Source organism: Providencia sp. PROV202 (genome assembly GCF_028479565.1).
Lineage (GTDB): Bacteria > Pseudomonadota > Gammaproteobacteria > Enterobacterales > Enterobacteriaceae > Providencia > Providencia zhijiangensis.
The window spans coordinates 25,750-51,322 of record NZ_JAMPNV010000019.1; the positions used below are offsets into that span (position 1 = coordinate 25,750).

The window sequence follows — 25,573 nt, forward strand, 5'->3', positions numbered from 1 at the left end:
GTACTCACAAAATTAACCGTCGATTGAACGTTTAACTTCGATAACTTCAAAGACTTCGATCATATCGCCGACACGGACATCGTTGTAGTTCTTAACACCGATACCACATTCCATACCGTTACGAACTTCGCTAACGTCATCTTTAAAGCGACGCAGTGATTCCAGCTCACCTTCGTAGATAACCACGTTATCACGCAGAACGCGGATTGGGTTATTACGCTTGATGGTACCTTCAGTAACCATACAACCAGCAACTGCACCGAACTTCGGTGATTTGAACACATCACGGACTTCTGCAAGACCCATGATTTGCTGTTTGTATTCAGGTGCCAGCATACCGCTCATCGCTTGTTTGATTTCATCAATCAGGCTATAGATGACGGAGTAGTAACGTAAATCAACACTTTCGCTTTCAACGACGCGACGAGCAGATGCATCGGCACGGACGTTAAAGCCAAGAATGATCGCATTAGAAGCTGCAGCCAGAGTTGCATCAGTTTCAGTGATACCACCCACGCCAGAACCGATGATTTTGATTTTAACTTCATCAGTTGACAGTTTCATCAGAGAGTCAGTGATAGCTTCACAGGTACCTTGAACGTCAGTTTTCAGTACGATATTCAGTTCAGAAACTTTACCTTCTTCCATGTTAGCAAACATGTTTTCCAGTTTAGATTTCTGCTGGCGAGCTAATTTCACATCGCGGAATTTACCTTGACGATACAGGGCAACTTCACGCGCTTTTTTCTCATCACGAACAACTGTCGCTTCATCACCTGCTGAAGGAACACTGGACAGACCCAGGATCTCAACTGGCATTGAAGGGCCGGCAGACAGAACTTCTTTACCTAATTCGTTGCGCATTGCACGAATACGGCCGTATTCAAATCCACACAGTACGATGTCGCCTTTGTTCAATGTACCTTCTTGAACTAAGATAGTTGCCACTGGGCCACGACCTTTGTCTAGGTAAGATTCAACAACCACACCGCTTGCCATGCCTGCATATACCGCTTTCAGTTCTAAAACTTCAGCTTGCAGCAAGATAGCATCTAACAGCTCATCGATGCCGGTACCCACTTTCGCAGATACACCGATAAACTGAGTGTCACCGCCCCACTCTTCAGAAATAACGCCGTACTGAGACAACTCATTTCTGACGCGATCTGGGTCAGCTTCTGGTTTATCCATTTTGTTGACCGCAACAACGATTGGCACACCTGCTGCTTTCGCATGCTGGATAGCTTCGATTGTTTGTGGCATAACACCATCATCCGCAGCAACAACCAGAACAACGATATCCGTTGCCTGAGCACCACGAGCACGCATTGATGTAAACGCGGCGTGACCTGGGGTGTCTAAGAAGGTGATCATACCTTTGTCAGTTTGAACGTGGTATGCACCGATGTGCTGAGTAATACCACCTGCTTCGCCTGATGCTACTTTCGTTGAACGAATGTAGTCCAGTAAAGAGGTTTTACCGTGGTCAACGTGACCCATGATGGTAACAACTGGCGCGCGAGCTTCTTTAACTGCTGAGCCAGTGTCACGGTCGTTCATTACCGATTCTTCTAACTCATTCTCACGACGCAGAATAACTTTGTGACCCATTTCTTCTGCCACTAATTGTGCAGTTTCTTGGTCAATCACTTGGTTGATGGTTGCCATTGCACCCATTTTCATCATCGTTTTGATGACTTGGGAGCCTTTAACTGCCATCTTATTAGCTAATTCGCCAACAGTGATAGTTTCGCCGATAACGACGTCACGGTTTACCGCTGCAACTGGTTTGGTGAAGCTTTGTTGTAAAGAACTGCCTTTACGTTGCTTACCTTTAGTGCGGCCTGAACGACCTGCAGCGCGTTCTTCTTCGCGATCCGCTTTTTCAGAAAGTTTGTTTCCTTTCTTCTGGCGAGGTGCTTTAGCAGAACGGTTACGTGAACGACGACCTTCTTCTTTCTCATCACTTTCATCTTCCGCCGCACGAGCGTGGGTAGATGTTGTTGTGTGATAGTCGCTATCATCTTCAGATTTGCTATCTGAGTTCCAGTCTTCGCCTTTTTCTTCAGCCATTTTACGGGCTTCTTCAGCAACACGGCGCGCATCAGCTTCAACTTTACGTTGAGTTTCTTCTTCCGCTTTGCGTTTCAGTTCAGCAGCTTCGGCTTCAAGGCGCTGTTTGTCAGCGTTACTTTCAGTTGCCGCTTTGCTTGGTTTTTGATTTTCGCTTTGTTTCACTTTTTCTCTTTCCGCTACTTCGCGCGTAGCTTTATCAGCTGCTTCACGTTTTGCTTTCTCTTCGGCTTCACGTTTTGCGTTAGCTTCTGCGTCACGTTTTGCAGCATCTTCTGCTGCACGTTTCGCTTCTGCTTCACGTTTTGCCAGTTCCTCAGCTTCGCGCTGTGCTTGCTCTTCCGCTTCACGCTGCGCCTGCTCTTCCGCTTGCGCTTCTTCAGCGTCGCGGTTCACATAAGTGCGTTTTTTGCGGACTTCAACATTTACCGATTTGCTTTTGCCACCGGTGACTGGAACACTCAGCGTACTACGAGTTTTACGCTGCAATGTTAACTTACTTGGCTGCCCCGCTGCTCCGCCTTGTTCGCGGTTTAAGTGGTTCAGTAAAGTTTCTTTCTCAGTCTGGCTAACAGAGTCATTCGCACCTTTCGTGATCCCTGCTTCAGCAAATTGCTGTACCAGGCGCTCAACTGTGGTTTGAATTTCCGTTGCCAGTGATTTTACAGTTTCTGTCATGCCGTTCCTTCCTGCTACAGTGTTTACGCATCGTTTCCGAACCAGCAAATATTACGTGCTGCCATAATGAGTTCGCCTGCTTTCTCATTATTCAGACCTTCGATATCAATCAGGTCGTCGATGCCCTGCTCAGCAAGATCTTCCAGTGTACAGATACCGTGAGTAGCCAAATTATAGGCCAGAGTACGATCCATACCATCAAGATTCAACAAATCTTCTGCTGGCTGATTATCACCCAAGCTCTCTTTTTGAGCTAGTTCAATTGTGGTGAGGGCAGCTTTTGCTCTTTCACGTAGAACTTCAACGGTTTCTTCATCAAGACCGTCAATTTCCAGAAGTTCTTTAATAGGCACGTAAGCCAGTTCTTCTAATGTAGAGAAGCCTTCTTCAACAAGTGTTGTAGCAAACTCTTCATCAATATCTAGATGCTTAGTGAATGTTTCAATAGAAGCGTGTGCTTCTGCCTGATGTTTTGCATTCAGCTCTTCCGCAGTCATGACATTCAGTTCCCACTTGTCATCACCACGATGGATTTTCAGTAACTGAGCTGCTAAGCGAACGTTTTGTCCATTACGTCCAATTGCTTGTGCTAAGTTGCTGCTTTCAACGGCAACATCCATCGTACAGTTGTCTTCATCAACCACAATAGATGCCACATCAGCCGGAGCCATAGCATTAATAACGAATTGCGCTGGGTTATCATCCCATAACACAATGTCGATTCTCTCGCCACCTAACTCACTAGAGACAGCTTGAACACGAGCACCGCGCATACCAACACAAGCACCAACTGGGTCGATACGTTTGTCGTTAGTTTTTACTGCGATTTTTGCACGAGAACCTGGATCGCGAGCTGCTGCTTTGATCTCAATGATCTCTTCGCCAATTTCTGGTACTTCGATGCGGAATAATTCAACCAGCATCTCTGGACGAGAACGAGTAACAAAAAGCTGTGCACCGCGTGCTTCAGGACGAACATCATACAGTACGCCGCGAATACGGTCACCTGGACGGAAGTTTTCGCGTGGTAGCATATCTTCGCGCAGGATCACAGCTTCTGCGTTATTACCTAAATCTAAGGTAATGTTTTCACGGTTAACTTTTTTAACCTGAGCAGTGATGATTTCACCTTGTTGCTCACGGAATTGGTCAACCACCATCGCACGCTCAGCTTCACGTACTTTTTGTACGATAACTTGCTTCGCGGTTTGCGTGGTAATACGGTCAAATACAACAGATTCGATTTGGTCTTCGACGTATTCACCTAGCTGCAATGCAGGATCTTCAAATTGCGCAGCTTCCAGTGTAATTTCACGCGTTGGCATTGTGACTTCGTCGACAATTACCCAACGACGAAACGTATCGAAATCACCCGATTTACGGTCGATTTCTACGCGAACATCAATCTCTTGCTCATATTTCTTTTTAGTTGCTGTCGCCAGCGCAGTTTCCAGAGCCTCGAAGATTTTTTCACGAGGGAGGGATTTTTCGTTAGAAACCGCTTCAACAACAGCCAGAATTTCTTTGTTCATCCTAGTTGCCTCATTGAACTTAATTAAAAGTGTGGTACCAAGTTAGCTTTCTGGATGTTGCCGAGGGCGAACACCTCATCCTTACCATCTACAGTAACCGTAATCATTTCACCATCAACGGCTTTGATAATACCTTGCCATCTACGACGGTTCTGCATCGCGATACGCAGTGACAGAGCCACCTCTTCACCCATGAAACGCTCATAATGAGCGATGGTGAACAGTGGACGTTCCATACCCGGTGACGATATTTCAAGGTTATAAATCACAGAAATTGGATCTTCGACATCCAATACTGCACTTACTTGATGGCTGACATCAGCACAGTCATCAACAGTGATGCCTTCTTCACTATCAATGAAAATACGCAGTGTCGACGTGCGCCCGCGAACAAATTCTAAGCCTACAAATTCAAAGCCTAGTGCTTCCACTGGTGCAGAAACCATCTCTGTTAATTTTTGCTCTAATGTGGACAAGCCCACCCCCAGACATAAAAAAAGGGCATAAAGCCCAGTTAATTCGATTGTCAAATAACAAAAAACCCCGAAATTCGGGGCTTTTGTAACTGGACCCATAGTACATGGGTTTACCGTGCTCTTAGTATACCTTGAAAATCTAGATAAATCGATGAGAAATTACGATAACGATATCTGATATTGTTGCGACAAGATATGTATGACTAAGAGAAATGGTTGCGGGAGCTGGATTTGAACCAACGACCTTCGGGTTATGAGCCCGACGAGCTACCATGCTGCTCCATCCCGCGTTCGAAACGTGACTATTTTACACTGACTATTGTGAGTTCACAAGTCGTCTAAAATAATGGTGCCGAGGACGGGACTTGAACCCGTACGCCCGTTTTGTAGGCACTACCACCTCAAGGTAGCGTGTATACCAATTTCACCACCTCGGCACTGAGGCGAGGTTACTAATTTAACAATCAATAACCTCAAATTTTTAACTTCTTACTGCTTTACAACTAATGAAGACATAAAGTCGTCATTCGGAATCTGTCACACTTAACGAGGAATATCGCTCGTTGGTGTTGCTGGTGCTGCCGGAACGTCTGTTGGTTGCTCGACTTTTGCCGGTTCGCTAATGTTTTCCCACTTACTACCTGCACCAGTTCCATATTTATTGGCAGTCATGTTGCCAAGAATTAAACTGATGATGAAAAACACAGCAGCCAAGATTCCAGTCATACGGGTCATGAAGTTACCTGAGCCCGATGAACCAAACAGTGTTGCAGAAGCGCCCGCACCGAATGATGCCCCCATGTCAGCACCTTTACCTTGCTGTAACATGACCAGACCAATTAGGCCGATAGCCGCGAGCAAGAAAACAACTAAAAGAGCTATATACATTTGAGTTACCTATTCAGTTACGGCGCATAGCCTATGCTATGACCCTTATACTGCACACCTACTCAAAACATTATTACAGAATTGAGCAGGTGCGAATACTAACCAAAGCTGAGCCGACAAGCAAGTCTATTTTGATTTCATTTAACTATTTGAAGAAAAAAACAGCAAACTATCGAAATAATGCTCAACTCCGTTATTCACCTCCCTCCAGCGGATTTTTATCCACTAAAGGGAGCATGTAAGACATTAACCCGCGGCTTTAACTGCATCAGCAATACGGTTTGCCATTTCGGTGACAGTTTCTTCGTGCTCACCTTCAACCATGACACGAATCAGCGGTTCAGTACCTGATTTTCTCAGCAATACACGACCTTTACCGGCTAACTCTTTTTCCACTTGCTCATTTGCCGCAATAACAGCATCACTTTGCAGAGGATCGTGTTTGCCTTTAAAGCGTACGTTGACCAGAATTTGAGGTAGAAGCTTCATTCCGCTGCATAAATCGTGCAGGCTCATATGGTTACGCACCATGGCGCTCAATACTTGCAGACCCGCAACAATACCGTCGCCTGTTGTGGTTTTATCTAATAAAATCACATGACCTGAGTTTTCAGCCCCCATGCGCCAGCCTTTTTCTTGGAGTTTTTCCAGAACATAGCGGTCGCCCACTTTTGCTCGTTCAAATGGAATACCCAGCTGTTTCAGCGCAATTTCTAACCCCATATTGCTCATCAGTGTACCGACAACACCACCTTTTAACTGGCCTTGGCGAAGCGCTTCACGAGCGATGATATACAGAATTTGGTCACCATCGACTTTGTTACCTTGATGGTCAACCATGATAATGCGGTCGCCGTCACCATCAAATGCTAAACCTACATCCGCTTTTTCAGCCAAAACACGCTCTTGCAGCTTACGAACGTCGGTTGCACCACACTCTTCGTTGATGTTGATCCCATTAGGATCGCAACCCATAGTGATGACTTGAGCGCCTAATTCACTAAAGACGTTAGGTGCGATGTGGTAAGTTGCACCGTTAGCACAGTCTAAAACAACTTTGAGGCTATTTAAGCTTTGCTCGTTCGGGAAAGTCCCTTTGCAGAATTCAATGTAACGTCCGGCGGCATCGACGATACGGTTCGCACGACCCAGCTCCGCAGATTCAACGCACGTGATTGGTTTTTCCATTTCCGCTTCAATGGCTTCTTCAACTTCGTCAGGCAGTTTAGTCCCGTCGATGGAGAAGAATTTGATCCCATTATCATAGTAAGGGTTGTGGGAAGCTGAAATGACGATCCCAGCTTCTGCGCGGAAAGTGCGAGTCAAATAAGCCACTGCTGGCGTTGGCATTGGGCCTGTGAAGGAAGCAGATAACCCTGCAGCAGCTAAGCCAGCTTCTAATGAAGATTCCAGCATGTAGCCAGAAATACGCGTATCTTTACCAATGATAATTTTACGTGAGCCGTGACGAGCCAGTACTTTACCCGCAGCCCAGCCTAATTTTAAAACAAAATCAGGCGTAATTGGGCTATCGCCCACTTTGCCACGGATACCATCAGTACCAAAATATTTACGGTTACTCATACGCTAATTTTTCCTTTTCTGACAGAGTCATCTGAACGACTTGCATTGCTTGTACTGTCTCTTTCACATCATGAACTCGGATAATCTGCGCTCCTTGCATTGCCGCAATCGTGGCACATGCTAAGCTACCCGCTAGACGTTCTTGAGGTGGAACATTTAATAATTGTCCAATCATAGATTTTCGTGACATCCCTGCCAAGAGCGGTAGTCCGAAATCATGAAATTGATCTAAATGCGCTAGTAACTGGTAATTATGCGACAGGTTCTTACCAAAACCAAAGCCTGGATCGAGGATTATTTGCTGTTTATCAATTCCCGCCTTCATGCAGCGCTCAATTTCACGGGCAAGATATTCTTTAACTTCTTTTACTACATCTACATAATCGGGGGCATCTTGCATGGTTCTCGGCTGACCTTGCATGTGCATAATGCAGACGGGCAATCCTAGTTTTGCAGCTACTTCAAGGGAACCATCTTCATGTAAGGAGCGGATATCATTGATGATATGCATCCCAGCCTTAGCTGCCTCATCCATTACTTGGGCTTTTGACGTGTCTACAGAGATCCAAACATCAAAACGCTTTGCAATCGCTTCCACAACAGGTACAACACGGTCAAGTTCTTCACTGATAGAAACCTCAGCCGCGCCCGGTCGGGTTGACTCGCCGCCAATATCAATAATCGTAGCTCCTTCTTGTACCATTTTAGCGACATGATCTAGAGCATCATGATAACGATTATGAGTGCCACCATCTGAGAATGAATCAGGAGTAACATTCAAAATCCCCATCACTTGAGGAGTGGATAAGTCAAGGAGGCGACCTCGGGCTTTAATATGCATGATTATTTTTCCTTAACGTAAAAAACCCCAGTGACCTGGGGTTTTTAATTATTCAACTTGTCACGATAGCTTACTGTGGCTTGCTATCATTATTATCGGATGAATTATTTTCATCAGATTTTTCAGTTGGCTCTTCTGGTTGAGTTTCAGCTGACTTTGCTTCAGGTTTTGATGCGCTAGTTGCAGCACCAAATGAACCTGTCACATTGTTCACTTTTTTATCCTCATCCCAGCCTGCTGGCGCACGCACTGGACGGCGGTTCATCAGGTCGTCAATCATTGGCATATCGATAGTTTCATATTTCAATAATGCATCTTTCATCGCATGCAGAATATCCATATTGTCAGTTAAGGTTTTATGTGCAACCTCATAACCACGGTCGATAATTGCTTTAATTTCTTCATCAATGATGCGTGCAGTTTCATCTGAGTAAGTCGAGCTATGTCCTGAACGACCTAAGAATGCAGGACCTTCTTCTTCAGAATATAACACTGGACCTAACTTGTCAGAGAAGCCCCACTGAGTCACCATTTTTCTCGCTGTGCTAGTTGCTTGCTGGATATCACCTGATGCGCCGGTTGAGATTTTGTCATAACCGTAGATCAGTTCTTCCGCAATACGACCGCCGTATGTGCTTGCGATATTACCTTCTAACTTCTGACGGCTTGCACTGATTTGGTCGCCTTCAGGTAAGTAGAAAGTCACACCTAATGCACGACCGCGAGGAATAATAGTCACTTTATGAACAGGATCATGCTCTGGCATCAAGTAACCGACGATTGCGTGTCCAGCTTCATGATAAGCAGTAGATTCTTTCTGCTCTTCAGTCATCATCAGTGAGCGGTGCTCTGCACCCAGCCACACTTTGTCACGCGCTCTTTCGAATTCCGCCATCGTTACAACGCGTTTATTTTCGCGCGCTGCAAACAGTGCTGCTTCGTTCACTAAGTTAGCCAATTCCGCACCGGAGAAACCAGGTGTTGCACGAGCCAAGATAGTTGTATCAACCGCAGGGTCGATAGGCACACGACGCATATGAACTTTTAAGATTTGCTCACGACCACGAACATCAGGTAAGCCAACCACAACTTGACGGTCAAAACGACCCGGACGCAATAATGCTGGGTCCAGAACGTCAGCACGGTTAGTTGCCGCGATCACGATAATACCTTCGTTACCTTCGAAACCATCCATCTCAACCAGCATCTGGTTCAGTGTCTGCTCACGTTCATCGTGACCACCACCTAAACCGGCACCACGTTGACGACCAACAGCATCGATTTCATCGATAAAGATAATACACGGCGCCGCTTTTTTTGCTTGCTCGAACATATCACGAACACGTGAAGCACCCACACCCACAAACATTTCCACGAAGTCTGAACCGGAAATGGTAAAGAATGGTACTTTCGCTTCACCAGCAATAGCTTTAGCCAGTAATGTTTTACCTGTACCCGGAGGTCCTACCATCAGGACACCTTTAGGGATTTTACCACCGAGTTTTTGGAAACGAGCAGGTTCACGTAGGAAGTCTACGATCTCCCCCACTTCCTCTTTCGCTTCATCGCAACCCGCAACATCAGCAAATGTTGTTTTGATCTGATCTTCTGTCAGCATACGGGCTTTGCTTTTACCGAATGACATCGCCCCTTTACCGCCACCACCTTGCATTTGGCGCATAAAGAAGATCCAGACACCAATCAACAGCAGCATTGGGAACCAGGAAATGAAAATAGATGTCAGTAAGCTAGGTTCTTCTGGTGGTTCACCGACGACAGTAACATTCTTGTTTAACAAGGTGTCTAACAACTTCTCATCCTGCATAGGAAGATAAGTTGTATAGCGGCTATTATCCGCTTTTCTGACGTTCAATTCACGACCTGTGATACGAACTTCACGTACCTGATCCTGGGCTAACTCATTGATAAACGTTGAATAATCAACTCTGCGACTATTCGAATCGCTTGGGCCAAAACTCTGGAACAAGGACATCAGAACAACTGCGATGACTAACCAGAGAATTAGGTTTTTCGCCATGTCACTCAAGGGATTAACCTCACCTTACAACTGTGTTAACAAATAACGCTCAGGGTACTATAGTTTTAGTCCTGTCGCTACAATGTATACTTCACGCGATCGTGCCCGCGAAGATTCGGGTTTACGAACTTTTACCTTCGTAAACAGGGAGCGGATATCCCTAAGGTATTCGTCAAAGCCTTCTCCCTGAAACACTTTAACGATAAAACTTCCCCCGGGAGCCAATACCGCACGGCACATATCCAATGCTAATTCAACCAGATACATAGAGCGGGGAATATCCACTGCTGGTGTTCCGCTCATATTTGGGGCCATGTCAGACATAACCACTTGTACTTTTTTATCGCCAACTCGCTCTAACAAAGCAGCCAGTACAGCTTCATCACGAAAATCCCCTTGGAGGAAATCCACGCCGACGATTGGGTCCATTGGTAATAGGTCACAAGCAATAATACGACCATTGTGACCGATTTGGCCGACAACATATTGCGACCACCCACCAGGAGCAGCCCCTAAATCAACAACGGTCATACCTGGTTTAAAAATCTTATCACTTTGCTGGATTTCATCCAGTTTAAACCATGCACGCGAGCGGAGCCCTTTCTTTTGTGCTTGCTGAACATATTTATCACTAAAATGTTCTTGCAACCAACGACTGGAGCTTGCCGAACGTTTTTTATTGGCCATTGCACTTTCCAACTATACTAATAGAAATACATTTCCCGACATTCTTCAAGTTACAGAGAGTTAGCTTCATTTTTTCTACCCAAGTCACATAAATCGAGCTGTTTATCGGGAAAGAGTTAACGCGCTGCCTACTGGTCACTGGATTACTTTCGGGTAATCATTAGCTGCTTCTTTACCATCGAGTAAGATTAATAGATGGTGATAGTTAACAGATGGCGGTAGAATATGCCATTTTCAATACTAACCAAGCAAAAAATCGATGAATCTTAACAAAAAACAAATTCAACACCTAAAAAGTCTCGCTCATCACTTAAACCCAGTTGTTATGATTGGCAACAATGGTTTAACTGAGGGTGTTTTGGCTGAAATCGAAGTCTCATTAACACATCATGAGCTTATCAAAGTCAAAATCGCTGGCGAAGATCGTGAAACTAAAAATTTGATCGCTGAAGCGATTGTTCGCGAAACAGGTGCAGCAAATGTTCAAGTTATCGGTAAAATTCTTGTTCTCTACCGTCCAACGGCTGAACGCAAAATTAGTTTACCTAAATAATAACTGCTCATTTATATAAAAATGCCATTGAAAGCATGTTTTATATGACGAAAAAGGCCGCCTGCGGCCTTTCTCTCTAAATCAGTAAAATAATATAACCAATTCAGGGAAATAGGAATCAGATATACTCAACTTTAAGAATTTCGAACTCAACATCTCCGCCCGGCGTCTTAATCATTACGACATCATCAACTTCTTTACCCACTAATCCGCGCGCAATCGGTGAATTCACTGAAATTAAGTTCACTTTAATATCAGCTTCATCATCACCTACGATACGGTAGGTTAACTCTTCATCGGTATCCAAATTCAATACGGAAACCGTCGCACCAAAGATCACTCGGCCATTATTTGCCATTTTGGTAACGTCAATCACTTGAGAGTGAGAAAGTTTAGATTCAATTTCTTGAATACGACCTTCACAAAAGCCTTGCTGCTCACGCGCAGCATGATATTCAGCGTTTTCTTTTAAATCGCCATGTTCACGAGCTTCTGCAATAGAAGCAATAATTTCAGGACGACGGACAGATTTCAGATACTCGAGCTCTTCTCTTAGCTTGTTAGCACCAAATACCGTCATTGGAATCTGTTTCATTTGATAAATACCTCTAATTCAATCCTATCTAAAAATAAGTATCTTCCTGATTTTGTAACAACAGTACACCGAACACTATAGTACGTAGGGGGTGTTCAAAAACTTAAGGTGTCAATAACTCAATCAGACCAACTTGTGACTTATCTTATCATACTGTTCGCTATTTTAACTGAGAGTTAATAGCTGATCATCGTTTACTTTATTGGGCATTACACTTTAGTATGTGCAGTATGTCTACCCTAATGCGTGAAATATATGTCGCTACTAACATCAACCAGAAAATTAATCTTCACTTTAGGACTTGCATTCATTACTTCGCAAGCAGCTGCAATCCCTATCGATGATTATAAACAGTATCTCCCTGACGGCACTAACCTTGCTCTGGTTGCGCAGAAAGTAGGAAGTAATACCCCTCTTATTGATTATAACGCTCAGCAAATGGCTCTGCCTGCCAGTACGCAGAAAGTAGTAACCGCCCTCGCGGCATTACTACAGCTAGGTCCGGACTACCGTTTCGTCACTAACTTCGAGACAAACGGAAAGCTCAATAACAACACGTTATCCGGCGACTTGGTGATCCGCTTTAGTGGCGACCCTACGTTAACACGTCAGCAAATTCGCAATATGGTCAATGCGTTAAAGCAGATTGGCATTCATAAAGTCGATGGTGATCTTATTGTCGATATTTCTGCTTTTGCAAGCCATGACAAAGCGCCGGGCTGGGTATGGAACGATATGACCCAGTGCTTCAGTGCTCCACCGGCTGCTGCCATCATTGATAGAAACTGTTTCTCAGTTTCCCTTTATCCGTCAGATAAAGCGGGAGAAATGGCGTATATCAAAACAGCCAGCTTCTACCCTGTAAATATGTTTAGTGAAGTCAAAACTCTCGCTAAAGGCTCGCCAGAAGCTCGTTACTGCGAGCTGGATGTTGTTCCCGGTGAATTGAACCGCTACACATTAACAGGCTGCTTAACCCAGCGTAGTGAGCCATTACCGCTCGCATTTGCAGTACAAAATGGGGCAAGCTACTCCGGCGCTATCGTCAAAAATGAGTTGCAGATCGCAGGTATTGAATTATCCGGCTCAGTTAAAAAACGCACCCAACAAACGCCACAATCTCAAGTACTCGTCAAAACTGAGTCCAAGCCGCTGCATGACCTCTTAAAAATCATGCTGAAAAAGTCAGATAACATGATAGCAGATACGGTATTTAGAACGATTGGTCGTGATTATTACGGCGTTCCAGGTACCTGGCGATCAGGCTCTGATGCAGTAAGGCAGGTCCTCAAGCAAAAAGCCGGTATTGATTTAGGCAACACCGTGATGGTGGATGGCTCTGGCTTATCTCGCCATAACTTGATAACTCCAGCGACCATGATGCAAGTTTTGCAATTTATCGCTAAAAATGACCAACAGCTCGATTACATTTCGATGCTACCACTCGCAGGGCACGATGGGACACTTCGTTACCGTGGTGGTTTAGATGAGGCAGGAGTCAATGGCAAGGTGTCAGCGAAAACGGGTGCATTACAAGGGGTTTATAACCTTGCGGGCTTTATTACTACCGCAAGCGGTGAAAAAGTGGCATTCGTCCAGTTTATTTCCGCTTATGCCGTTCCACAGAGCCAATATAATAGCCGCCGTGTACCATTAGTTCGCTTTGAAAGCCGCCTCTATCGCGATCTTTACCAAAAGAACTGATCCCCCTAAAGATCCTTTTAAGATCTTTATAATAAAAAAGGCACAACCTTCGCAAGTTGTGCCTTTTTATATGACTCAAAGATAATTATTTTTGGTAGATGAATTCGACGCCTTCATCGTCATCTTCATCCCAATCATCATCCCAATCGTCATCAAGATCTTCTGCACCAGATAGCTGCTCTTTATGGTAATCATCCCACATAAATTCAACTTTTTCTGGTTGGCTGTTTTCATCTTCAACAGCCATATCACGCGGCTGAGTATTCATGAACTCCATGATATCCCAACACAGTGCTTTTACACCTTCGTGGTTCACGGCAGAAATCATATAATACTTATCTTCCCAGCCCATACCTTTAGCAATTTCAGCTGCACGTTTTGCAGACTCTTCTTCGCCTAAGATATCCACTTTGTTGAAGACTAACCAGCGTGGCTTCTGAGCCAGTTTTTCGCTGTATTTCTCTAACTCACCGACGATGATCTTGGCGTTTTCCACCGGATCGGATTCATCGATTGGGCAAATGTCGATAAGGTGCAGCAATACGCGACAACGCTCTAAGTGCTTCAGGAATTGGATCCCAAGGCCTGCACCTTCCGCAGCACCTTCGATCAATCCAGGAATATCTGCAACCACAAAGCTCTGCTCGTTATCCATACGTACCACGCCGAGGCTTGGAACCAAGGTTGTAAATGGATAGTCGGCAACTTTTGGCTTCGCTGCTGATACTGAACGAATAAATGTAGATTTACCAGTATTCGGCATACCTAGCATTCCCACATCAGCCAATAACATCAGCTCTAATAAGATTTCACGCGTTTCACCTTTCGTTCCCATGGTACGCTGACGCGGTGCACGGTTAACGGAAGATTTAAAACGAGTATTACCAAGCCCATGGAAACCGCCTTTAGCGACCATATGGCGTTGATCGTGACGAGTCATGTCACAGAGTACTTCATTGGTGCCAAGATCGCGTACACGCGTTCCTACAGGGACTTTAACCGTGATGTCTTCACCACGCTTACCTGTACACTCACGGCTTTGACCATTTTGACCACGTTCTGCACGAAATGATTTTTCAAAACGATAGTCAATCAGTGTGTTGAGGTTTTCGTCTGCCTGTAAATAGACATCACCACCATCACCACCGTCACCACCGTCAGGTCCACCTTTCGGGATATATTTTTCACGGCGGAAGCTGACACAACCATTGCCACCATCTCCTGCCACGACCAAAATTTTGGCTTCATCTACAAATTTCATAATTCTTTCTCCGTCTGCTGGCCATTATAGTGCCTGATGGCGGTATTACCCAGAGATGGCATATTCTGAATATAAAAAGCCCCGCAAAAGGTTTTTGCAGGGCTTTAATTCAAAAATTAAAAGTCAGAAAACTTATTCAGCTTCGATGCTGATAAATTTACGATTGTTAGGACCTTTAACTTCAAATTTAACTTTACCGTCCGCTAATGCGAACAGAGTGTGGTCACGGCCACAACCAACGTTGTTACCTGCGTGGAACTTAGTACCACGTTGACGAACGATGATGCTACCTGCTAATACAGCTTCACCACCAAAACGTTTAACACCTAAACGTTTTGCTTCTGAGTCACGACCGTTACGAGTCGAACCACCAGCCTTTTTATGTGCCATTAATCTGCTCTCCTAAATCTTAAGCGATGACAGTGATCTTAACATCAGTGAACCACTGACGGTGACCTTGCTGCTTACGGCTGTGTTTACGACGACGGAACTTAACGATTTTAACTTTATCGCCACGACCGTGTGCAACCACTTCCGCTTTCACTTTAACGCCTTCAACGATAGGAGCACCGATTTGGATCTCATCGCCATTAGCAACCATCAGAACGTGATCAAATTCAACAGTTTCACCTGTTGCGATGTCCAGCTTTTCTAAGCGAACAGTTTGACCTTCGCTAACTCGGTGTTGTTTACCACCACTTTGGAAAACCGCGTACATATTAACTCCGCTTTCCGCGTACCCGCTAAATATTTCAATTCCAGAGTACGCTATAAAATATTCACAATAGGGCGCGAATTCTACGCAAAAAAGCAGCAGAACACAAGCCTATAATGCAGTTAGATTACAAAAAATACGACTTTTTTATCGGCCCTATCTTTTTCCGGCTGATTTCTTAGGAATATCTTGAATTGTTACTTATTTAAACATTTTTTGCATTTCACCCGATAATCTTATTATTAATAGTGTTATGCTTACGCCATTACTGTGATATCGGTTTTCCCATTTTTGACTTAGGGAATACCCCAAAAACTAATAATATGAATATATTACAATGAATTTAGAATCTATCGTTGAACTGACAGCCGAGGATATGTCAGCAGTAAATGAAGCGATCCTCAGCCAATTAAACTCAGACGTAGCATTAATTAATCAATTAGGTTATTACATCGTTAGCGGGGGCGGAAAAAGGATCCGTCCAATGATCGCGATCCTCGCAGGACGATCCCTTGGCTATTCTGAACACAAACATATTCAAGTTGCTGCATTAATCGAATTCATCCATACCGCCACTTTATTACACGATGATGTGGTCGATGAATCTGATATGCGTCGTGGAAAACAGACAGCTAACGCCGTATTTGGTAACGCGGCAAGCGTATTAGTCGGCGACTTTATTTATACTCGATCCTTCCAAATGATGACGGATCTGGATTCGATGCGTGTTTTAAAACTGATGTCTGAAGCCACGAACGTGATCGCTGAAGGTGAAGTTTTACAATTAATGAACTGCAACGATCCTAACATTACTGAAGAGAGCTACATGCAAGTGATCTACAGTAAAACCGCCCGCCTGTTTGAAGCGGCTTCTCATGCATCCGCTATCTTAGCCAATGCCACGCCTGAGCAAGAGAAAGCGCTGCAAGATTATGGTCGCTATATTGGGACCGCATTCCAGTTAGTTGACGATCTTCTAGATTATGATGCAGATAATACCCAGTTAGGTAAAAATACTGGCGATGATCTTGATGAAGGGAAACCAACACTGCCACTGTTGCACGCAATGCAGCATGGGAATGCGGAAGAGTCTGCATTAATTAGGCAAGCGATTGAGCAAGGAAATGGTCGCCATCTCTTAGATACCGTCCTTGGCACAATGAAACGCTGCGGTTCATTAGAATACACTTACCAACGCGCGCAGGAAGAAGCTCAAAAAGCCATTGATGCTTTAAATGCTCTGGAAGACTCTGTGTATAAAGAAGCGTTAATTGGTTTAGCGCACGTTGCTATTCAGCGCCATTCATAATTACGATAGCGCTCGAAACCAATATTAAAAAGGGTGAAACCAATTTCACCCTTTTTTCATGGTTATTCATCTTCTGGTTCAGGCTCAATTTTTGCCAATAGCGATGATAAGCCGTGACGCAGAATGTATTTCACAAACATTTTGCGCTCATCTTCCGTCAGTTGGTAATAAGCCTCAGACCAAATTTGCAGTGCATCAATACGTTGCACTTGATACGGTGTTGATGGCTCATGAAGTGACAGCTGACCTTGGATCTCATTCGGCAAGCTTTCCATATAGTATTCAACGGCCTTCCCCTGAACACCTCTTTTACGACGATTTTTCCAGCCTTCCCTTCTCGCCATTAAGTTAATTCCCTGAGGTGAAGATGGAAGGCCTTCTAATCCTGCTAATTCTTTCGCAGTGAACCACAATTTTTTCATAATATCACTTTTACGCTTAGCTTATATTTTGCAACCTGCTTTTGTCGCTATACCAAAGTTATTTTTCTAAAAATATATTCGATTCAATACTGTATGTAATCTATGTATGGCTATTTTGATTAATAAGGTGAATTAAAGCTAAAGCACCTTTACGCATAATAAACGATAAGATCTTCATACGTTCATCATGGGAAAGCTGGTTATAAGCTTCTTGCCAAATATGCGCATGTTCATCACGCTTCATTTGATAACCTACCGAAGTTTCATACATCACAGTGAACTCTTCGAAATCAATGGGAACCGAGCTAATATGGTATTCCAATGCTTTTCCTTGAATACCTCTTCGCTTTCGACTCAACCACTTTTCTCGCCTCGCCATGGCATTGATGCCTTGGGTACTTGTCGGAAGCCCTTGGCGTCCAACGAGCTCTTTTGCTGTTAACCATTCCTTGTTCATTATCGACGCTCCTTGTCATTATGATGACAACTTCGATTCACTATAAACTTTCTTTATTTTCTTAATCGTTTCAATATCCATTTTTAATATTTAAATATAATAGTTAATAAATTATATCGATATAGATACTTTCTTTTGTATATCCACTAGTTATACCAATAACTTTGTATCAACTATTTTATATTGATGGATTTATCGTGCTGATTCAGAAATCCATTCTTTTCAAATAATTCAATACATTATTAAGAAATATAAATCTTCGCGATAAACAGAATAAATATAAGAAAATATAAAAAACAGAGAGCTAACTAAAATGAGTTATTTTTATTTTCAAAGTGTTAGCTAAATTCACAATAATCATCTGAACCTTTCCGTTATTTTCATAAAAACAACGATAGTTTCATAAAAATAAACTTTTAGAAAAAATCAGAAATTATTATTGGGAAATTCTGTTATTTTATTTCCAATAACAGAACGATTGCACTGAATGTATCACAATACTCTGTTAGATGTACCACTAACTCTACATGATTCTGAGTGAAAAAAGGATTAAAAAATGATGTTACGGAAATCAAACTGGCACCCAGCAGATATCATTGCGGCTTTACGCAAACGTGGAACAACCCTAGCGGCGATTTCTCGCGAAGCAGGGCTGAGCTCATCAACACTCGCGAACGCGCTATCGAGACCTTGGCCTAAAGGTGAATGGATCATCGCAAACTTTTTAGGCATACATCCATCAGAAATCTGGCCTAGTCGCTATTATGATCCAATGACGGGTGATTTATTAGAAAGAAAAGTTCGTGAAAAGCCAAAGAAAATCCAGGAGACAGGTGAATTAGAAAACAAGGAACTAGAAGAGGAAAAAAATCTAAAATCAGTCGCTATTTTTGATCAGAACTGAAAGATAAGACGCCTAACCATTTTCTTGAAAAATGGCAAGATTCATTCATTGTACCTTCAAGGGGCTTCCCCTTATTTTGATAAGTGAAAACTTACCAAGTATAAAAAATAAAGGGCGGAATCGCATGACAGCAATTCCGCCCTTATTTAAGCGCTAAATCTTAATTGGCATTAGCCATTAATGAATTTTTCACCTAATTCGATATCTGCTTTCAGTACGCTTAACATATCTTTCAGTGCTTTCTCTTCAAATGCACTTAATTTACCAATTGGTAAATGTTTTTCGATACCGTTTTTGCCTAATACAACAGGTTGAGCGAAGAAGCGAGCGTGTTCGCCTTCACCTTCAGTGTATACACACTCAACCACATTGCTTTCGCCTTGCAGACCACGGATCAAAGATAAGCCCAGACGCGCTGCCGCTTGGCCCATAGACAGTGTTGCTGATCCGCCACCCGCTTTAGCTTCAACCACTTCAGTACCTGCGTTTTGAATACGCTTAGTCAGTGCTGCGATTTCTTCATCAGTGAAGCTAACACCAGGAATTTGAGACAGTAATGGCAGGATTGTCACACCTGAGTGACCACCAATAACTGGCACTTCAACTTCGTGAGTTTTCTTGCCTTTTAATTCAGCAACGAAAGTATTTGAACGGATGATATCCAGTGTCGTTACACCGAACAGACGGTTTTTATCATACACGCCAGCTTTCTTCAGTACTTCGGCCGCGATAGCAACGGTGGTGTTCACTGGGTTAGTGATAATACCGATCAGTGCTTTCGGGCAGGTAACCGAGATTTGCTGAACAAGGTTACGTACAATGCCTGCGTTCACATTGAACAGGTCAGAGCGATCCATACCTGGCTTACGTGCGACACCGGCAGAAATTAATACTACATCCGCACCTTTCAGTGCTGGGGTTGCATCTTCACCCGCGAAACCAACCACTTTAACGTCGGTAGGGATGTGGCTTAAGTCAGCGGCAACACCTGGAGTTACTGGCGCGATGTCGTAGAGGGAGAGTTCTGAACCTGCTGGGAGCTGGTTTTTGAGAAGAAGGGCGAGAGCCTGACCGATACCACCTGCTGCACCTAGGACTGCAACTTTCATTCTAAAACTCCTTAATTGTACTTTAAAATATATGAATTCATCTGACTACGCACTAAACACATTACTTATAAAAAACAATTCTTTAACAGTTAGAGAGAAGTGTTAACGCGAGATAAATCACCAACACAATAGCTCTATTCTAAACAAATTCCTTATCTGTTAATGAGATAACGGACACTTTTTTAACAAATAGTTTTTATTGCTATTGCATTTAACATTAAACCTAATTTTATTTGACGATTTAATTCAGCACCGCCTGATTATTTAACAAATTTTTTACAGTAACTTATTGTTAAATCAATTCATTTTTAAGTTAAATTTCGAACCAATAATTTAAGATAAACCCCTTATTACTACCAGAAAAACCTTATCTTAAATCGCTCATTAAATACTCTAAAAATCAATTTTCTTGCATAAAAATGCACTTTTCAACATAATACAACTCAGTTTAATACCAAAAGATGGGTTAATTATGCGCACTATGTCGAAACAAGAAGACTTGGTAAAAGCCTTTAAGGCACTCCTTAAAGAAGAAAAATTCAGTTCACAAGCCGAAATTGTGATCGCTCTTCAAGAACAAGGCTTCGAAAACATTAATCAATCTAAAATTTCCAGAATGTTGACGAAGTTTGGTGCTGTACGTACCCGCAACGCAAAAATGGAAATGGTGTATTGCTTACCAACTGAGCCTGGTGTCCCTACTGCCACCAGCCCACTGAAGAACTTAGTTCTGGATGTTGACTACAACCACTCTGTTGTTGTGATCCGTACCAGCCCAGGAGCTGCACAGTTAATTGCTCGCCTGCTAGACTCCTTAGGCAAAGCTGAAGGCATCTTAGGCAGCATTGCTGGCGATGATACAATTTTCTCAACGCCAACCAACGATTTCACAACGCGTGAGCTGTACGAAGCCATTTTGGTGCTTTTCGAACAAGAACTTTAGTCCTTTCGAAAAATTTTAGATATCGAAAAAGAGGGAACCCAGTTCCCTCTTTGTATTTTTAGCTCTATAGTGACGCGTCTTCCACTGATTCATATCGAGATAAGCCCGTGTTATTTGAGATCTTACGGAACATCGTTCACTACGGTTTCCATTTTTTAGTGCCCTTTTTATTTGGCTATTTATTTTGGCGAAAAAACTGGAAGCTAGCCGGGCTCTTAATGGTTTCCACCATGGTTATCGACCTCGATCACCTTCTCGCCGATCCTATTTTCGATCCTGATCGTTGCGGCGTAGGTTTCCATCCTATGCACACCATTTGGGCTGCCATCGCTTATGTCGTCTTATTTTTCTTCCCTTCATGGAAATTCAAAGCCATCGCCGTCGGCTGCCTGTTCCACTTATTTACAGACTCAGTGGATTGTTATCTTGGAAGCGTTAAAAAAGAGATGCAAGGCACTGTGTTAAGCTGCTCCGGATTGCCAGAACGCGCAAACATCGAACTTCCTCAGCAGCTATGACGAAAAAGCCCTAACTTAGGTTAGGGCTTAGATTAGGGCTCTGATTCACGATAGTGCTTATATACTATTCGTCATATTACTCGTCAGATTTTGCTTCAGCTTTATGCTTTAGCCCTGCCAGCAGTTTTTCATGAATACCACCAAAACCGCCATTACTCATCACCAGAATATGGTCACCGGGCTGAGCCGTCTCCACCACCATATTAGCGAGAGTATCAATATCTGCGTGCCAGCGCGCAGGCTGTACACAATGCTCTGCAATTTCTGTGACCATCCACGGAATATTGCTAGGTTGGAATAAGAAGACTTCATCCGCACGACCTAAAGCGGGTGCGATATCATTTTTACTGATCCCCATTTTCATGGTATTTGAACGAGGTTCCAGTACAGCAATAATACGAGAAGTACCGCCAACTTTGCTACGTAATGCTTCTAACGTCGCTAAAATTGCCGTTGGATGATGAGCGAAGTCATCATAAACACTGACCTCATTTTCAACACCACGTAACTCAAGACGGCGACGGGCATTAATAAATTTATCCAATGCTAAACAAGCTTCTTTCGCAGGTACACCAACATGGTGTGCAGCAGCAATCGCCATCAAGCCATTTTGGATATTGTGATTACCGACTTGGGACCAATTCACTTCGCCCACTTTTTCTTGTTGGTAATACACCTCAAACTGGCTGCCATCATGATTAAGTTTTACGGCATGCCACTCACCGTTTTCTCCCACCAACTCTTGTTCGCTCCAACACCCCATATTCATCACTTGCTTGAGGTTATTGTCGTTACTCGGCATAAAGATTTTGCCGCTACTTGGCACAATACGCACCAAGTGATGGAATTGCTTTTGAATCGCTTCGAGATTTTCAAAAATATCCGCGTGATCGAATTCGAGGTTATTCAAAATCAGCGTTTTAGGGCTGTAATGTACGAATTTGGATCGCTTATCAAAGAATGCGCAATCATACTCATCCGCTTCAATAACAAAGAAAGGACTTTTACCAATCTGAGACGAAACATCAAAGTTTCCTGGCACACCGCCAATCAGAAAACCAGGCTCATAGCCACAATCTTGCAGGATCCACGCCAGCATTCCCGCAGTTGTTGTTTTACCGTGAGTCCCTGCAACTGCCAATACCCAGCGCTCAGGAAGAACATGATCATGAAGCCACTGTGGACCAGAGGTATAAGGTAAACCACGCTCTAATACGGCTTCAACACATGGATTTCCACGGGTCATCGCATTCCCAATCACCACCATATCAGGGGTTGGATCTAACTGCGCAGGGTCGAATCCTTGAATGAGTTCAATGCCTTGCTTTTCAAGCAACGTACTCATCGGTGGGTAGACGTTTGCGTCGGACCCAGTCACTTTGTGCCCTAACGAACGAGCTAAAATAGCTAAGCTGCCCATGAAGGTTCCGCATATGCCTAAAATATGTATGTGCATTCTTTTCCATCCAATAGCATGAGGTTTGTCACTATTCTACTCATCAATCACAGGTTTATAAATGTATTAGCCTATTAATCTTTTCTTTATTTAGATAAACTCTCCGCCCGAGGGTACAATAAAGACCCGCAAATTTCTGTCAATTTTATTCAGGACCTTCGTCATGAAAACATTAGGCGAATTCATCGTCGAAAAGCAACAAGATTTTCCTCATGCAACAGGTGAGCTGACTGCATTACTGTCAGCAATCAAACTGGGCGCTAAAATTATCCATCGTGATATTAACAAAGCTGGACTCGTTGACATTCTCGGCACAAGCGGTGTTTCGAATGTTCAAGGTGAAGTTCAGATGAAGCTTGACCTGTATGCAAACGAAAAACTGAAAGCGGCTTTGAAAGCGCGCGGAGAAGTCGCCGGTATCGCCTCAGAAGAAGAAGATGAAATCGTCATTTTCGAAGGTGACCGTGCAGAAAACGCGAAATATGTCGTTTTAATGGACCCTCTGGATGGTTCTTCGAATATCGATGTAAACGTTTCCGTTGGAACAATCTTCTCTATCTACCACCGTATTACTCCAATTGGTCAACCGGTTACAGAAGCTGACTTCTTACAACCAGGTAACCGCCAAGTTGCTGCGGGCTATGTGGTTTACGGTTCATCAACCATGCTGGTATACACCACTGGTTTCGGCGTTCATGCCTTCACCTACGACCCATCATTAGGTGTATTCTGTCTGTCTCATGAAAAAGTCATGTTCCCAGCAGAAGGTAAAATGTATTCCATTAACGAAGGTAACTACATCAAGTTCCCTATGGGCGTTAAGAAATATATTAAATACTGTCAGGAAGAAGACAAAGCAACAAACCGCCCATATACCACGCGTTATATCGGCTCTTTAGTAGCAGACTTCCACCGTAACTTACTCAAAGGCGGTATTTACATTTACCCAAGCACAGCTAGCCACCCAACAGGTAAACTGCGCCTTCTGTACGAATGCAACCCAATTTCATTCTTAGCAGAACAAGCGGGCGGTAAAGCAAGTGATGGTACTAACCGCGTGTTAGACATCATCCCAACCAAGCTGCATCAACGTGTGCCGTTCTTTGTGGGAACGAAAGCCATGGTGGAGAAGGCGGAATCCTTTATGCGTGAGTACCCTGACGCAGAATAATCAAACATTCCGTTTGACCTGAAGGCGAGACTCTCTCGCCTTTTTTGACTGAATTTCTCTCCAACTAGTGAGTTTTACCTCTCTTTACGGCTATAATGTCCCCCACGTTATTTTAAGCACTCATAAGGATACATTTTAATGGGCCTGAACAATGTACCGGCAGGTAAAGAACTGCCTGAAGATATCTACGTAATCATCGAAATCCCAGCTAACGCTGATCCAATCAAATATGAAGTTGATAAAGAATCTGGCGCACTGTTTGTAGACCGTTTCATGTCTACTGCGATGTTCTATCCGTGCAACTACGGTTACATCAACAACACCCTATCTTTAGATGGTGACCCAGTTGACGTTTTAGTACCAACTCCATACCCATTACAACCAGGTTCAGTTATCCGTTGCCGTCCAGTTGGCGTACTGAAAATGACTGACGAATCTGGTGAAGATGCGAAATTAGTTGCAGTACCGCACACTAAACTGAGCAAAGAATACGATCACATCAAAGATGTGAACGACATTCCTGAACTGCTGCGTGCGCAAATCACTCACTTCTTTGAGCATTACAAAGATTTAGAAAAAGGCAAGTGGGTTAAAGTTGACGGTTGGGAGAATGCAGAAGCAGCTAAAGCTGAAATCATCGCTTCTTTCGAACGCGCTGCAAAAAAATAATTAATCCCTTCTGTAGATAGAAAAGCGCTGGTTTTTGCCAGTGCTTTTTTTACCTATATCTTCCCCTCACAATATTAATTTTTTTCACAATTTCATATTATTCAGTGATATATATCGACAGCCATACAACCCAAAACAACAACCAGAATTAAACGCCGGAATATTTAAATTTAGTTGAATTAATTAATCCGCTTTTAATAAAAAAAACGAAATAATAACAATTAAAAATAAATATCTATTAGATTATAAATCTGTGATTAGCCTATCAATATAGGAATATATTTCCTTAGTAAAAAAAAGCCAGAGTAACTTTTAATTTCTTCATTAATTATGATGTTAATACCAACCCGCTCGCTATCAACGAAGCTACACAGCTTGGATTACGCCACACCATCGAAAAATTCAAACAACTTCAATATGCTGATTCCATCGCCTGCTCAACTTATGCCGAACATAACCGTTTTGTGTACATCAGGAGAAAAAGTGGTCTTTATGAACCCAACAATAGAACGCCATCATATTGATGAGTTTGTGAAAATGCTCAAAGCAATGAGCCGCGCTTAACATCTATAAAAAACGCCGACCACTGAATTTTCAATGCTCGGCGTTTTTCTTGATGACTCATTACAGATAAACTACTGATTACTCTTCTTCATGGCGCTTCAGCCAATCACCACTTTTAATGTGAGGCAGGCCTTCAACTGAGTGTTTATAGAGATAAATCCACGCATTACCATAAGGTGTTGGAATTAACTCACGCTCATAATCTTGTGAATTTTTCTTTAGTTCGTCTAACTCAGTCAGAATAGACGGATTGATACGATAAACTTCGCATTCAATCGTGCCATTCCCTCTGATAACCGCTGGATAATATCCAAGGTCATACAGTTCATAACCTTCTAGCTTATGCTCACCTAGCAGCTGAGCATAAGTCATCCAGTGATGATTCCCTTGCTTGCGCCTTAAACTGCCATAAACAATGATACGCAT

General features: G+C 43.3%; 24 protein-coding genes, 2 tRNA genes and 1 pseudogene. 8 read left to right on the forward strand and 19 right to left on the reverse strand.

From position 1 onward, the window contains the following. Nucleotides 1–12 precede the first annotated feature (12 nt). The 10 genes from infB to rlmE all read right to left on the reverse strand — a co-directional run bounded on the left by infB (nucleotide 13) and on the right by rlmE (nucleotide 10,797). Nucleotides 13–2,751 (reverse strand): translation initiation factor IF-2, encoded by a 2,739-nt coding sequence (gene infB / locus PR799_RS14325; RefSeq protein ID WP_132496363.1) that lies wholly within the window; start codon nucleotides 2,749–2,751, stop codon nucleotides 13–15. Between the two features lie 23 nt (nucleotides 2,752–2,774). Then, nucleotides 2,775–4,283 (reverse strand): transcription termination factor NusA, encoded by a 1,509-nt coding sequence (nusA, locus tag PR799_RS14330; protein WP_006662412.1) that lies wholly within the window; start codon nucleotides 4,281–4,283, stop codon nucleotides 2,775–2,777. A 23-nt stretch (nucleotides 4,284–4,306) separates the two neighbouring features. Then, on the reverse strand, nucleotides 4,307–4,759 hold the full coding sequence (gene rimP, locus PR799_RS14335; RefSeq protein ID WP_006662411.1) for a ribosome maturation factor RimP: 453 nt from the start codon (nucleotides 4,757–4,759) through the stop codon (nucleotides 4,307–4,309). Nucleotides 4,760–4,972: 213 nt separating this feature from the next. Continuing rightward, nucleotides 4,973–5,049, reverse strand: a tRNA-Met gene (locus PR799_RS14340). 57 nt (nucleotides 5,050–5,106) lie between these two features. Continuing rightward, nucleotides 5,107–5,196: transfer RNA gene (locus PR799_RS14345), tRNA-Leu, on the reverse strand. Between the two features lie 106 nt (nucleotides 5,197–5,302). Continuing rightward, nucleotides 5,303–5,647 carry a preprotein translocase subunit SecG gene (gene secG, locus PR799_RS14350; RefSeq protein WP_036949048.1) on the reverse strand — a complete coding sequence of 115 codons (345 nt, stop codon included), beginning with the start codon at nucleotides 5,645–5,647 and terminating at the stop codon, nucleotides 5,303–5,305. A gap of 246 nt (nucleotides 5,648–5,893) precedes the next feature. After that, nucleotides 5,894–7,231 (reverse strand): phosphoglucosamine mutase, encoded by a 1,338-nt coding sequence (glmM, locus tag PR799_RS14355; RefSeq protein WP_154628826.1) that lies wholly within the window; start codon nucleotides 7,229–7,231, stop codon nucleotides 5,894–5,896. Continuing rightward, nucleotides 7,224–8,072: a dihydropteroate synthase gene (folP, locus tag PR799_RS14360; RefSeq protein WP_154628827.1), complete on the reverse strand. Its 849-nt coding sequence runs from the start codon at nucleotides 8,070–8,072 to the stop codon at nucleotides 7,224–7,226. Before folP ends, glmM begins: the two co-directional genes overlap by 8 nt. A 70-nt stretch (nucleotides 8,073–8,142) precedes the next feature. Beyond that, complete coding sequence (gene ftsH / locus PR799_RS14365; RefSeq protein WP_154628828.1) at nucleotides 8,143–10,110, reverse strand: ATP-dependent zinc metalloprotease FtsH; 1,968 nt, start codon at nucleotides 10,108–10,110, stop codon at nucleotides 8,143–8,145. Between the two features lie 57 nt (nucleotides 10,111–10,167). After that, the gene (gene rlmE, locus PR799_RS14370) at nucleotides 10,168–10,797 is read right to left on the reverse strand and encodes a 23S rRNA (uridine(2552)-2'-O)-methyltransferase RlmE (RefSeq protein WP_036949039.1); all 630 of its coding nucleotides are present in this window, start codon (nucleotides 10,795–10,797) and stop codon (nucleotides 10,168–10,170) included. Between the two features lie 259 nt (nucleotides 10,798–11,056). Between rlmE and yhbY the strand changes: the two genes are divergently transcribed. Further along, nucleotides 11,057–11,350, forward strand: a complete 294-nt coding sequence (gene yhbY / locus PR799_RS14375) for a ribosome assembly RNA-binding protein YhbY (protein WP_154603026.1) — start codon at nucleotides 11,057–11,059, stop codon at nucleotides 11,348–11,350. Between the two features lie 118 nt (nucleotides 11,351–11,468). Here yhbY and greA read toward each other — a convergent pair whose 3' ends face one another. After that, nucleotides 11,469–11,945, reverse strand: coding sequence for a transcription elongation factor GreA (greA, locus tag PR799_RS14380; protein ID WP_154628829.1), 477 nt, complete (start codon nucleotides 11,943–11,945; stop codon nucleotides 11,469–11,471). Between the two features lie 255 nt (nucleotides 11,946–12,200). Here greA and dacB point away from each other — a divergent pair, with 255 nt between their 5' ends. Continuing rightward, nucleotides 12,201–13,649, forward strand: a complete 1,449-nt coding sequence (gene dacB / locus PR799_RS14385) for a serine-type D-Ala-D-Ala carboxypeptidase (RefSeq protein WP_272522525.1) — start codon at nucleotides 12,201–12,203, stop codon at nucleotides 13,647–13,649. An 85-nt stretch (nucleotides 13,650–13,734) separates the two neighbouring features. On the opposite strand, the gene cgtA is transcribed toward dacB, so the two are convergent. The 3 genes from cgtA to rplU form a co-directional block, all read right to left on the reverse strand. Next, nucleotides 13,735–14,910, reverse strand: coding sequence for an Obg family GTPase CgtA (gene cgtA / locus PR799_RS14390; RefSeq protein WP_272522526.1), 1,176 nt, complete (start codon nucleotides 14,908–14,910; stop codon nucleotides 13,735–13,737). A 132-nt stretch (nucleotides 14,911–15,042) separates the two neighbouring features. Continuing rightward, on the reverse strand, nucleotides 15,043–15,300 hold the full coding sequence (gene rpmA / locus PR799_RS14395) for a 50S ribosomal protein L27 (protein WP_004905922.1): 258 nt from the start codon (nucleotides 15,298–15,300) through the stop codon (nucleotides 15,043–15,045). A gap of 19 nt (nucleotides 15,301–15,319) precedes the next feature. Then, nucleotides 15,320–15,628 carry a 50S ribosomal protein L21 gene (gene rplU, locus PR799_RS14400; protein WP_006658010.1) on the reverse strand — a complete coding sequence of 103 codons (309 nt, stop codon included), beginning with the start codon at nucleotides 15,626–15,628 and terminating at the stop codon, nucleotides 15,320–15,322. A 334-nt stretch (nucleotides 15,629–15,962) separates the two neighbouring features. Here rplU and ispB point away from each other — a divergent pair, with 334 nt between their 5' ends. Further along, complete coding sequence (gene ispB / locus PR799_RS14405) at nucleotides 15,963–16,934, forward strand: octaprenyl diphosphate synthase (protein ID WP_154628832.1); 972 nt, start codon at nucleotides 15,963–15,965, stop codon at nucleotides 16,932–16,934. A 62-nt stretch (nucleotides 16,935–16,996) separates the two neighbouring features. On the opposite strand, the gene PR799_RS14410 is transcribed toward ispB, so the two are convergent. Both PR799_RS14410 and PR799_RS14415 read right to left on the reverse strand, forming a co-directional pair. After that, the gene (locus tag PR799_RS14410; protein WP_154603030.1) at nucleotides 16,997–17,356 is read right to left on the reverse strand and encodes a DNA-binding protein; all 360 of its coding nucleotides are present in this window, start codon (nucleotides 17,354–17,356) and stop codon (nucleotides 16,997–16,999) included. A 100-nt stretch (nucleotides 17,357–17,456) separates the two neighbouring features. Beyond that, entirely contained in the window at nucleotides 17,457–17,813 is a 357-nt protein-coding gene (locus tag PR799_RS14415) for a DNA-binding protein (protein WP_154628833.1), read from the reverse strand. Nucleotides 17,814–18,369: 556 nt separating this feature from the next. Here PR799_RS14415 and PR799_RS14420 point away from each other — a divergent pair. Further along, a pseudogene (locus tag PR799_RS14420) lies at nucleotides 18,370–18,624 on the forward strand (helix-turn-helix domain-containing protein); the annotation flags it as partial. Nucleotides 18,625–18,887: 263 nt separating this feature from the next. On the opposite strand, the gene mdh reads toward PR799_RS14420, so the two are convergent. Further along, nucleotides 18,888–19,826: a malate dehydrogenase gene (gene mdh / locus PR799_RS14425; RefSeq protein WP_272522527.1), complete on the reverse strand. Its 939-nt coding sequence runs from the start codon at nucleotides 19,824–19,826 to the stop codon at nucleotides 18,888–18,890. A gap of 472 nt (nucleotides 19,827–20,298) precedes the next feature. Here mdh and argR point away from each other — a divergent pair, with 472 nt between their 5' ends. Together argR and PR799_RS14435 are read left to right on the forward strand one after the other, a co-directional pair. Next, nucleotides 20,299–20,769 (forward strand): transcriptional regulator ArgR, encoded by a 471-nt coding sequence (gene argR / locus PR799_RS14430; protein WP_036949013.1) that lies wholly within the window; start codon nucleotides 20,299–20,301, stop codon nucleotides 20,767–20,769. Nucleotides 20,770–20,876: 107 nt separating this feature from the next. Further along, nucleotides 20,877–21,287: a DUF6122 family protein gene (locus tag PR799_RS14435; RefSeq protein WP_181477670.1), complete on the forward strand. Its 411-nt coding sequence runs from the start codon at nucleotides 20,877–20,879 to the stop codon at nucleotides 21,285–21,287. A 76-nt stretch (nucleotides 21,288–21,363) separates the two neighbouring features. On the opposite strand, the gene mpl is transcribed toward PR799_RS14435, so the two are convergent. Continuing rightward, nucleotides 21,364–22,743 carry a UDP-N-acetylmuramate:L-alanyl-gamma-D-glutamyl-meso-diaminopimelate ligase gene (mpl, locus tag PR799_RS14440; RefSeq protein WP_272522528.1) on the reverse strand — a complete coding sequence of 460 codons (1,380 nt, stop codon included), beginning with the start codon at nucleotides 22,741–22,743 and terminating at the stop codon, nucleotides 21,364–21,366. A 163-nt stretch (nucleotides 22,744–22,906) separates the two neighbouring features. Here mpl and fbp point away from each other — a divergent pair, with 163 nt between their 5' ends. Both fbp and ppa read left to right on the forward strand, forming a co-directional pair. Continuing rightward, nucleotides 22,907–23,914 carry a class 1 fructose-bisphosphatase gene (fbp, locus tag PR799_RS14445; RefSeq protein ID WP_036949007.1) on the forward strand — a complete coding sequence of 336 codons (1,008 nt, stop codon included), beginning with the start codon at nucleotides 22,907–22,909 and terminating at the stop codon, nucleotides 23,912–23,914. 138 nt (nucleotides 23,915–24,052) lie between these two features. Next, nucleotides 24,053–24,583, forward strand: a complete 531-nt coding sequence (ppa, locus tag PR799_RS14450; protein WP_006658000.1) for an inorganic diphosphatase — start codon at nucleotides 24,053–24,055, stop codon at nucleotides 24,581–24,583. A gap of 642 nt (nucleotides 24,584–25,225) precedes the next feature. Here the strand turns inward: ppa and PR799_RS14455 are convergent. Next, entirely contained in the window at nucleotides 25,226–25,573 is a 348-nt protein-coding gene (locus PR799_RS14455) for a gamma-glutamylcyclotransferase family protein (protein ID WP_154603036.1), read from the reverse strand.

Coding starts and splice junctions, on each gene's coding strand:
- infB (WP_132496363.1), bottom strand. CDS start 2,751: ATGACAGAAACTGTAAAATCACTGGCAACGGAAATTCAAACCACAGTT.
- nusA (WP_006662412.1), bottom strand. CDS start 4,283: ATGAACAAAGAAATTCTGGCTGTTGTTGAAGCGGTTTCTAACGAAAAA.
- secG (WP_036949048.1), bottom strand. CDS start 5,647: ATGTATATAGCTCTTTTAGTTGTTTTCTTGCTCGCGGCTATCGGCCTA.
- glmM (WP_154628826.1), bottom strand. CDS start 7,231: ATGAGTAACCGTAAATATTTTGGTACTGATGGTATCCGTGGCAAAGTG.
- folP (WP_154628827.1), bottom strand. CDS start 8,072: ATGCATATTAAAGCCCGAGGTCGCCTCCTTGACTTATCCACTCCTCAA.
- ftsH (WP_154628828.1), bottom strand. CDS start 10,110: ATGGCGAAAAACCTAATTCTCTGGTTAGTCATCGCAGTTGTTCTGATG.
- rlmE (WP_036949039.1), bottom strand. CDS start 10,797: ATGGCCAATAAAAAACGTTCGGCAAGCTCCAGTCGTTGGTTGCAAGAA.
- yhbY (WP_154603026.1), top strand. CDS start 11,057: ATGAATCTTAACAAAAAACAAATTCAACACCTAAAAAGTCTCGCTCAT.
- greA (WP_154628829.1), bottom strand. CDS start 11,945: ATGAAACAGATTCCAATGACGGTATTTGGTGCTAACAAGCTAAGAGAA.
- dacB (WP_272522525.1), top strand. CDS start 12,201: ATGTCGCTACTAACATCAACCAGAAAATTAATCTTCACTTTAGGACTT.
- cgtA (WP_272522526.1), bottom strand. CDS start 14,910: ATGAAATTTGTAGATGAAGCCAAAATTTTGGTCGTGGCAGGAGATGGT.
- rpmA (WP_004905922.1), bottom strand. CDS start 15,300: ATGGCACATAAAAAGGCTGGTGGTTCGACTCGTAACGGTCGTGACTCA.
- rplU (WP_006658010.1), bottom strand. CDS start 15,628: ATGTACGCGGTTTTCCAAAGTGGTGGTAAACAACACCGAGTTAGCGAA.
- ispB (WP_154628832.1), top strand. CDS start 15,963: ATGAATTTAGAATCTATCGTTGAACTGACAGCCGAGGATATGTCAGCA.
- PR799_RS14410 (WP_154603030.1), bottom strand. CDS start 17,356: ATGAAAAAATTGTGGTTCACTGCGAAAGAATTAGCAGGATTAGAAGGC.
- PR799_RS14415 (WP_154628833.1), bottom strand. CDS start 17,813: ATGAACAAGGAATGGTTAACAGCAAAAGAGCTCGTTGGACGCCAAGGG.
- mdh (WP_272522527.1), bottom strand. CDS start 19,826: ATGAAAGTTGCAGTCCTAGGTGCAGCAGGTGGTATCGGTCAGGCTCTC.
- argR (WP_036949013.1), top strand. CDS start 20,299: ATGCGCACTATGTCGAAACAAGAAGACTTGGTAAAAGCCTTTAAGGCA.
- mpl (WP_272522528.1), bottom strand. CDS start 22,743: ATGCACATACATATTTTAGGCATATGCGGAACCTTCATGGGCAGCTTA.
- fbp (WP_036949007.1), top strand. CDS start 22,907: ATGAAAACATTAGGCGAATTCATCGTCGAAAAGCAACAAGATTTTCCT.
- ppa (WP_006658000.1), top strand. CDS start 24,053: ATGGGCCTGAACAATGTACCGGCAGGTAAAGAACTGCCTGAAGATATC.
- PR799_RS14455 (WP_154603036.1), bottom strand. CDS start 25,573: ATGCGTATCATTGTTTATGGCAGTTTAAGGCGCAAGCAAGGGAATCAT.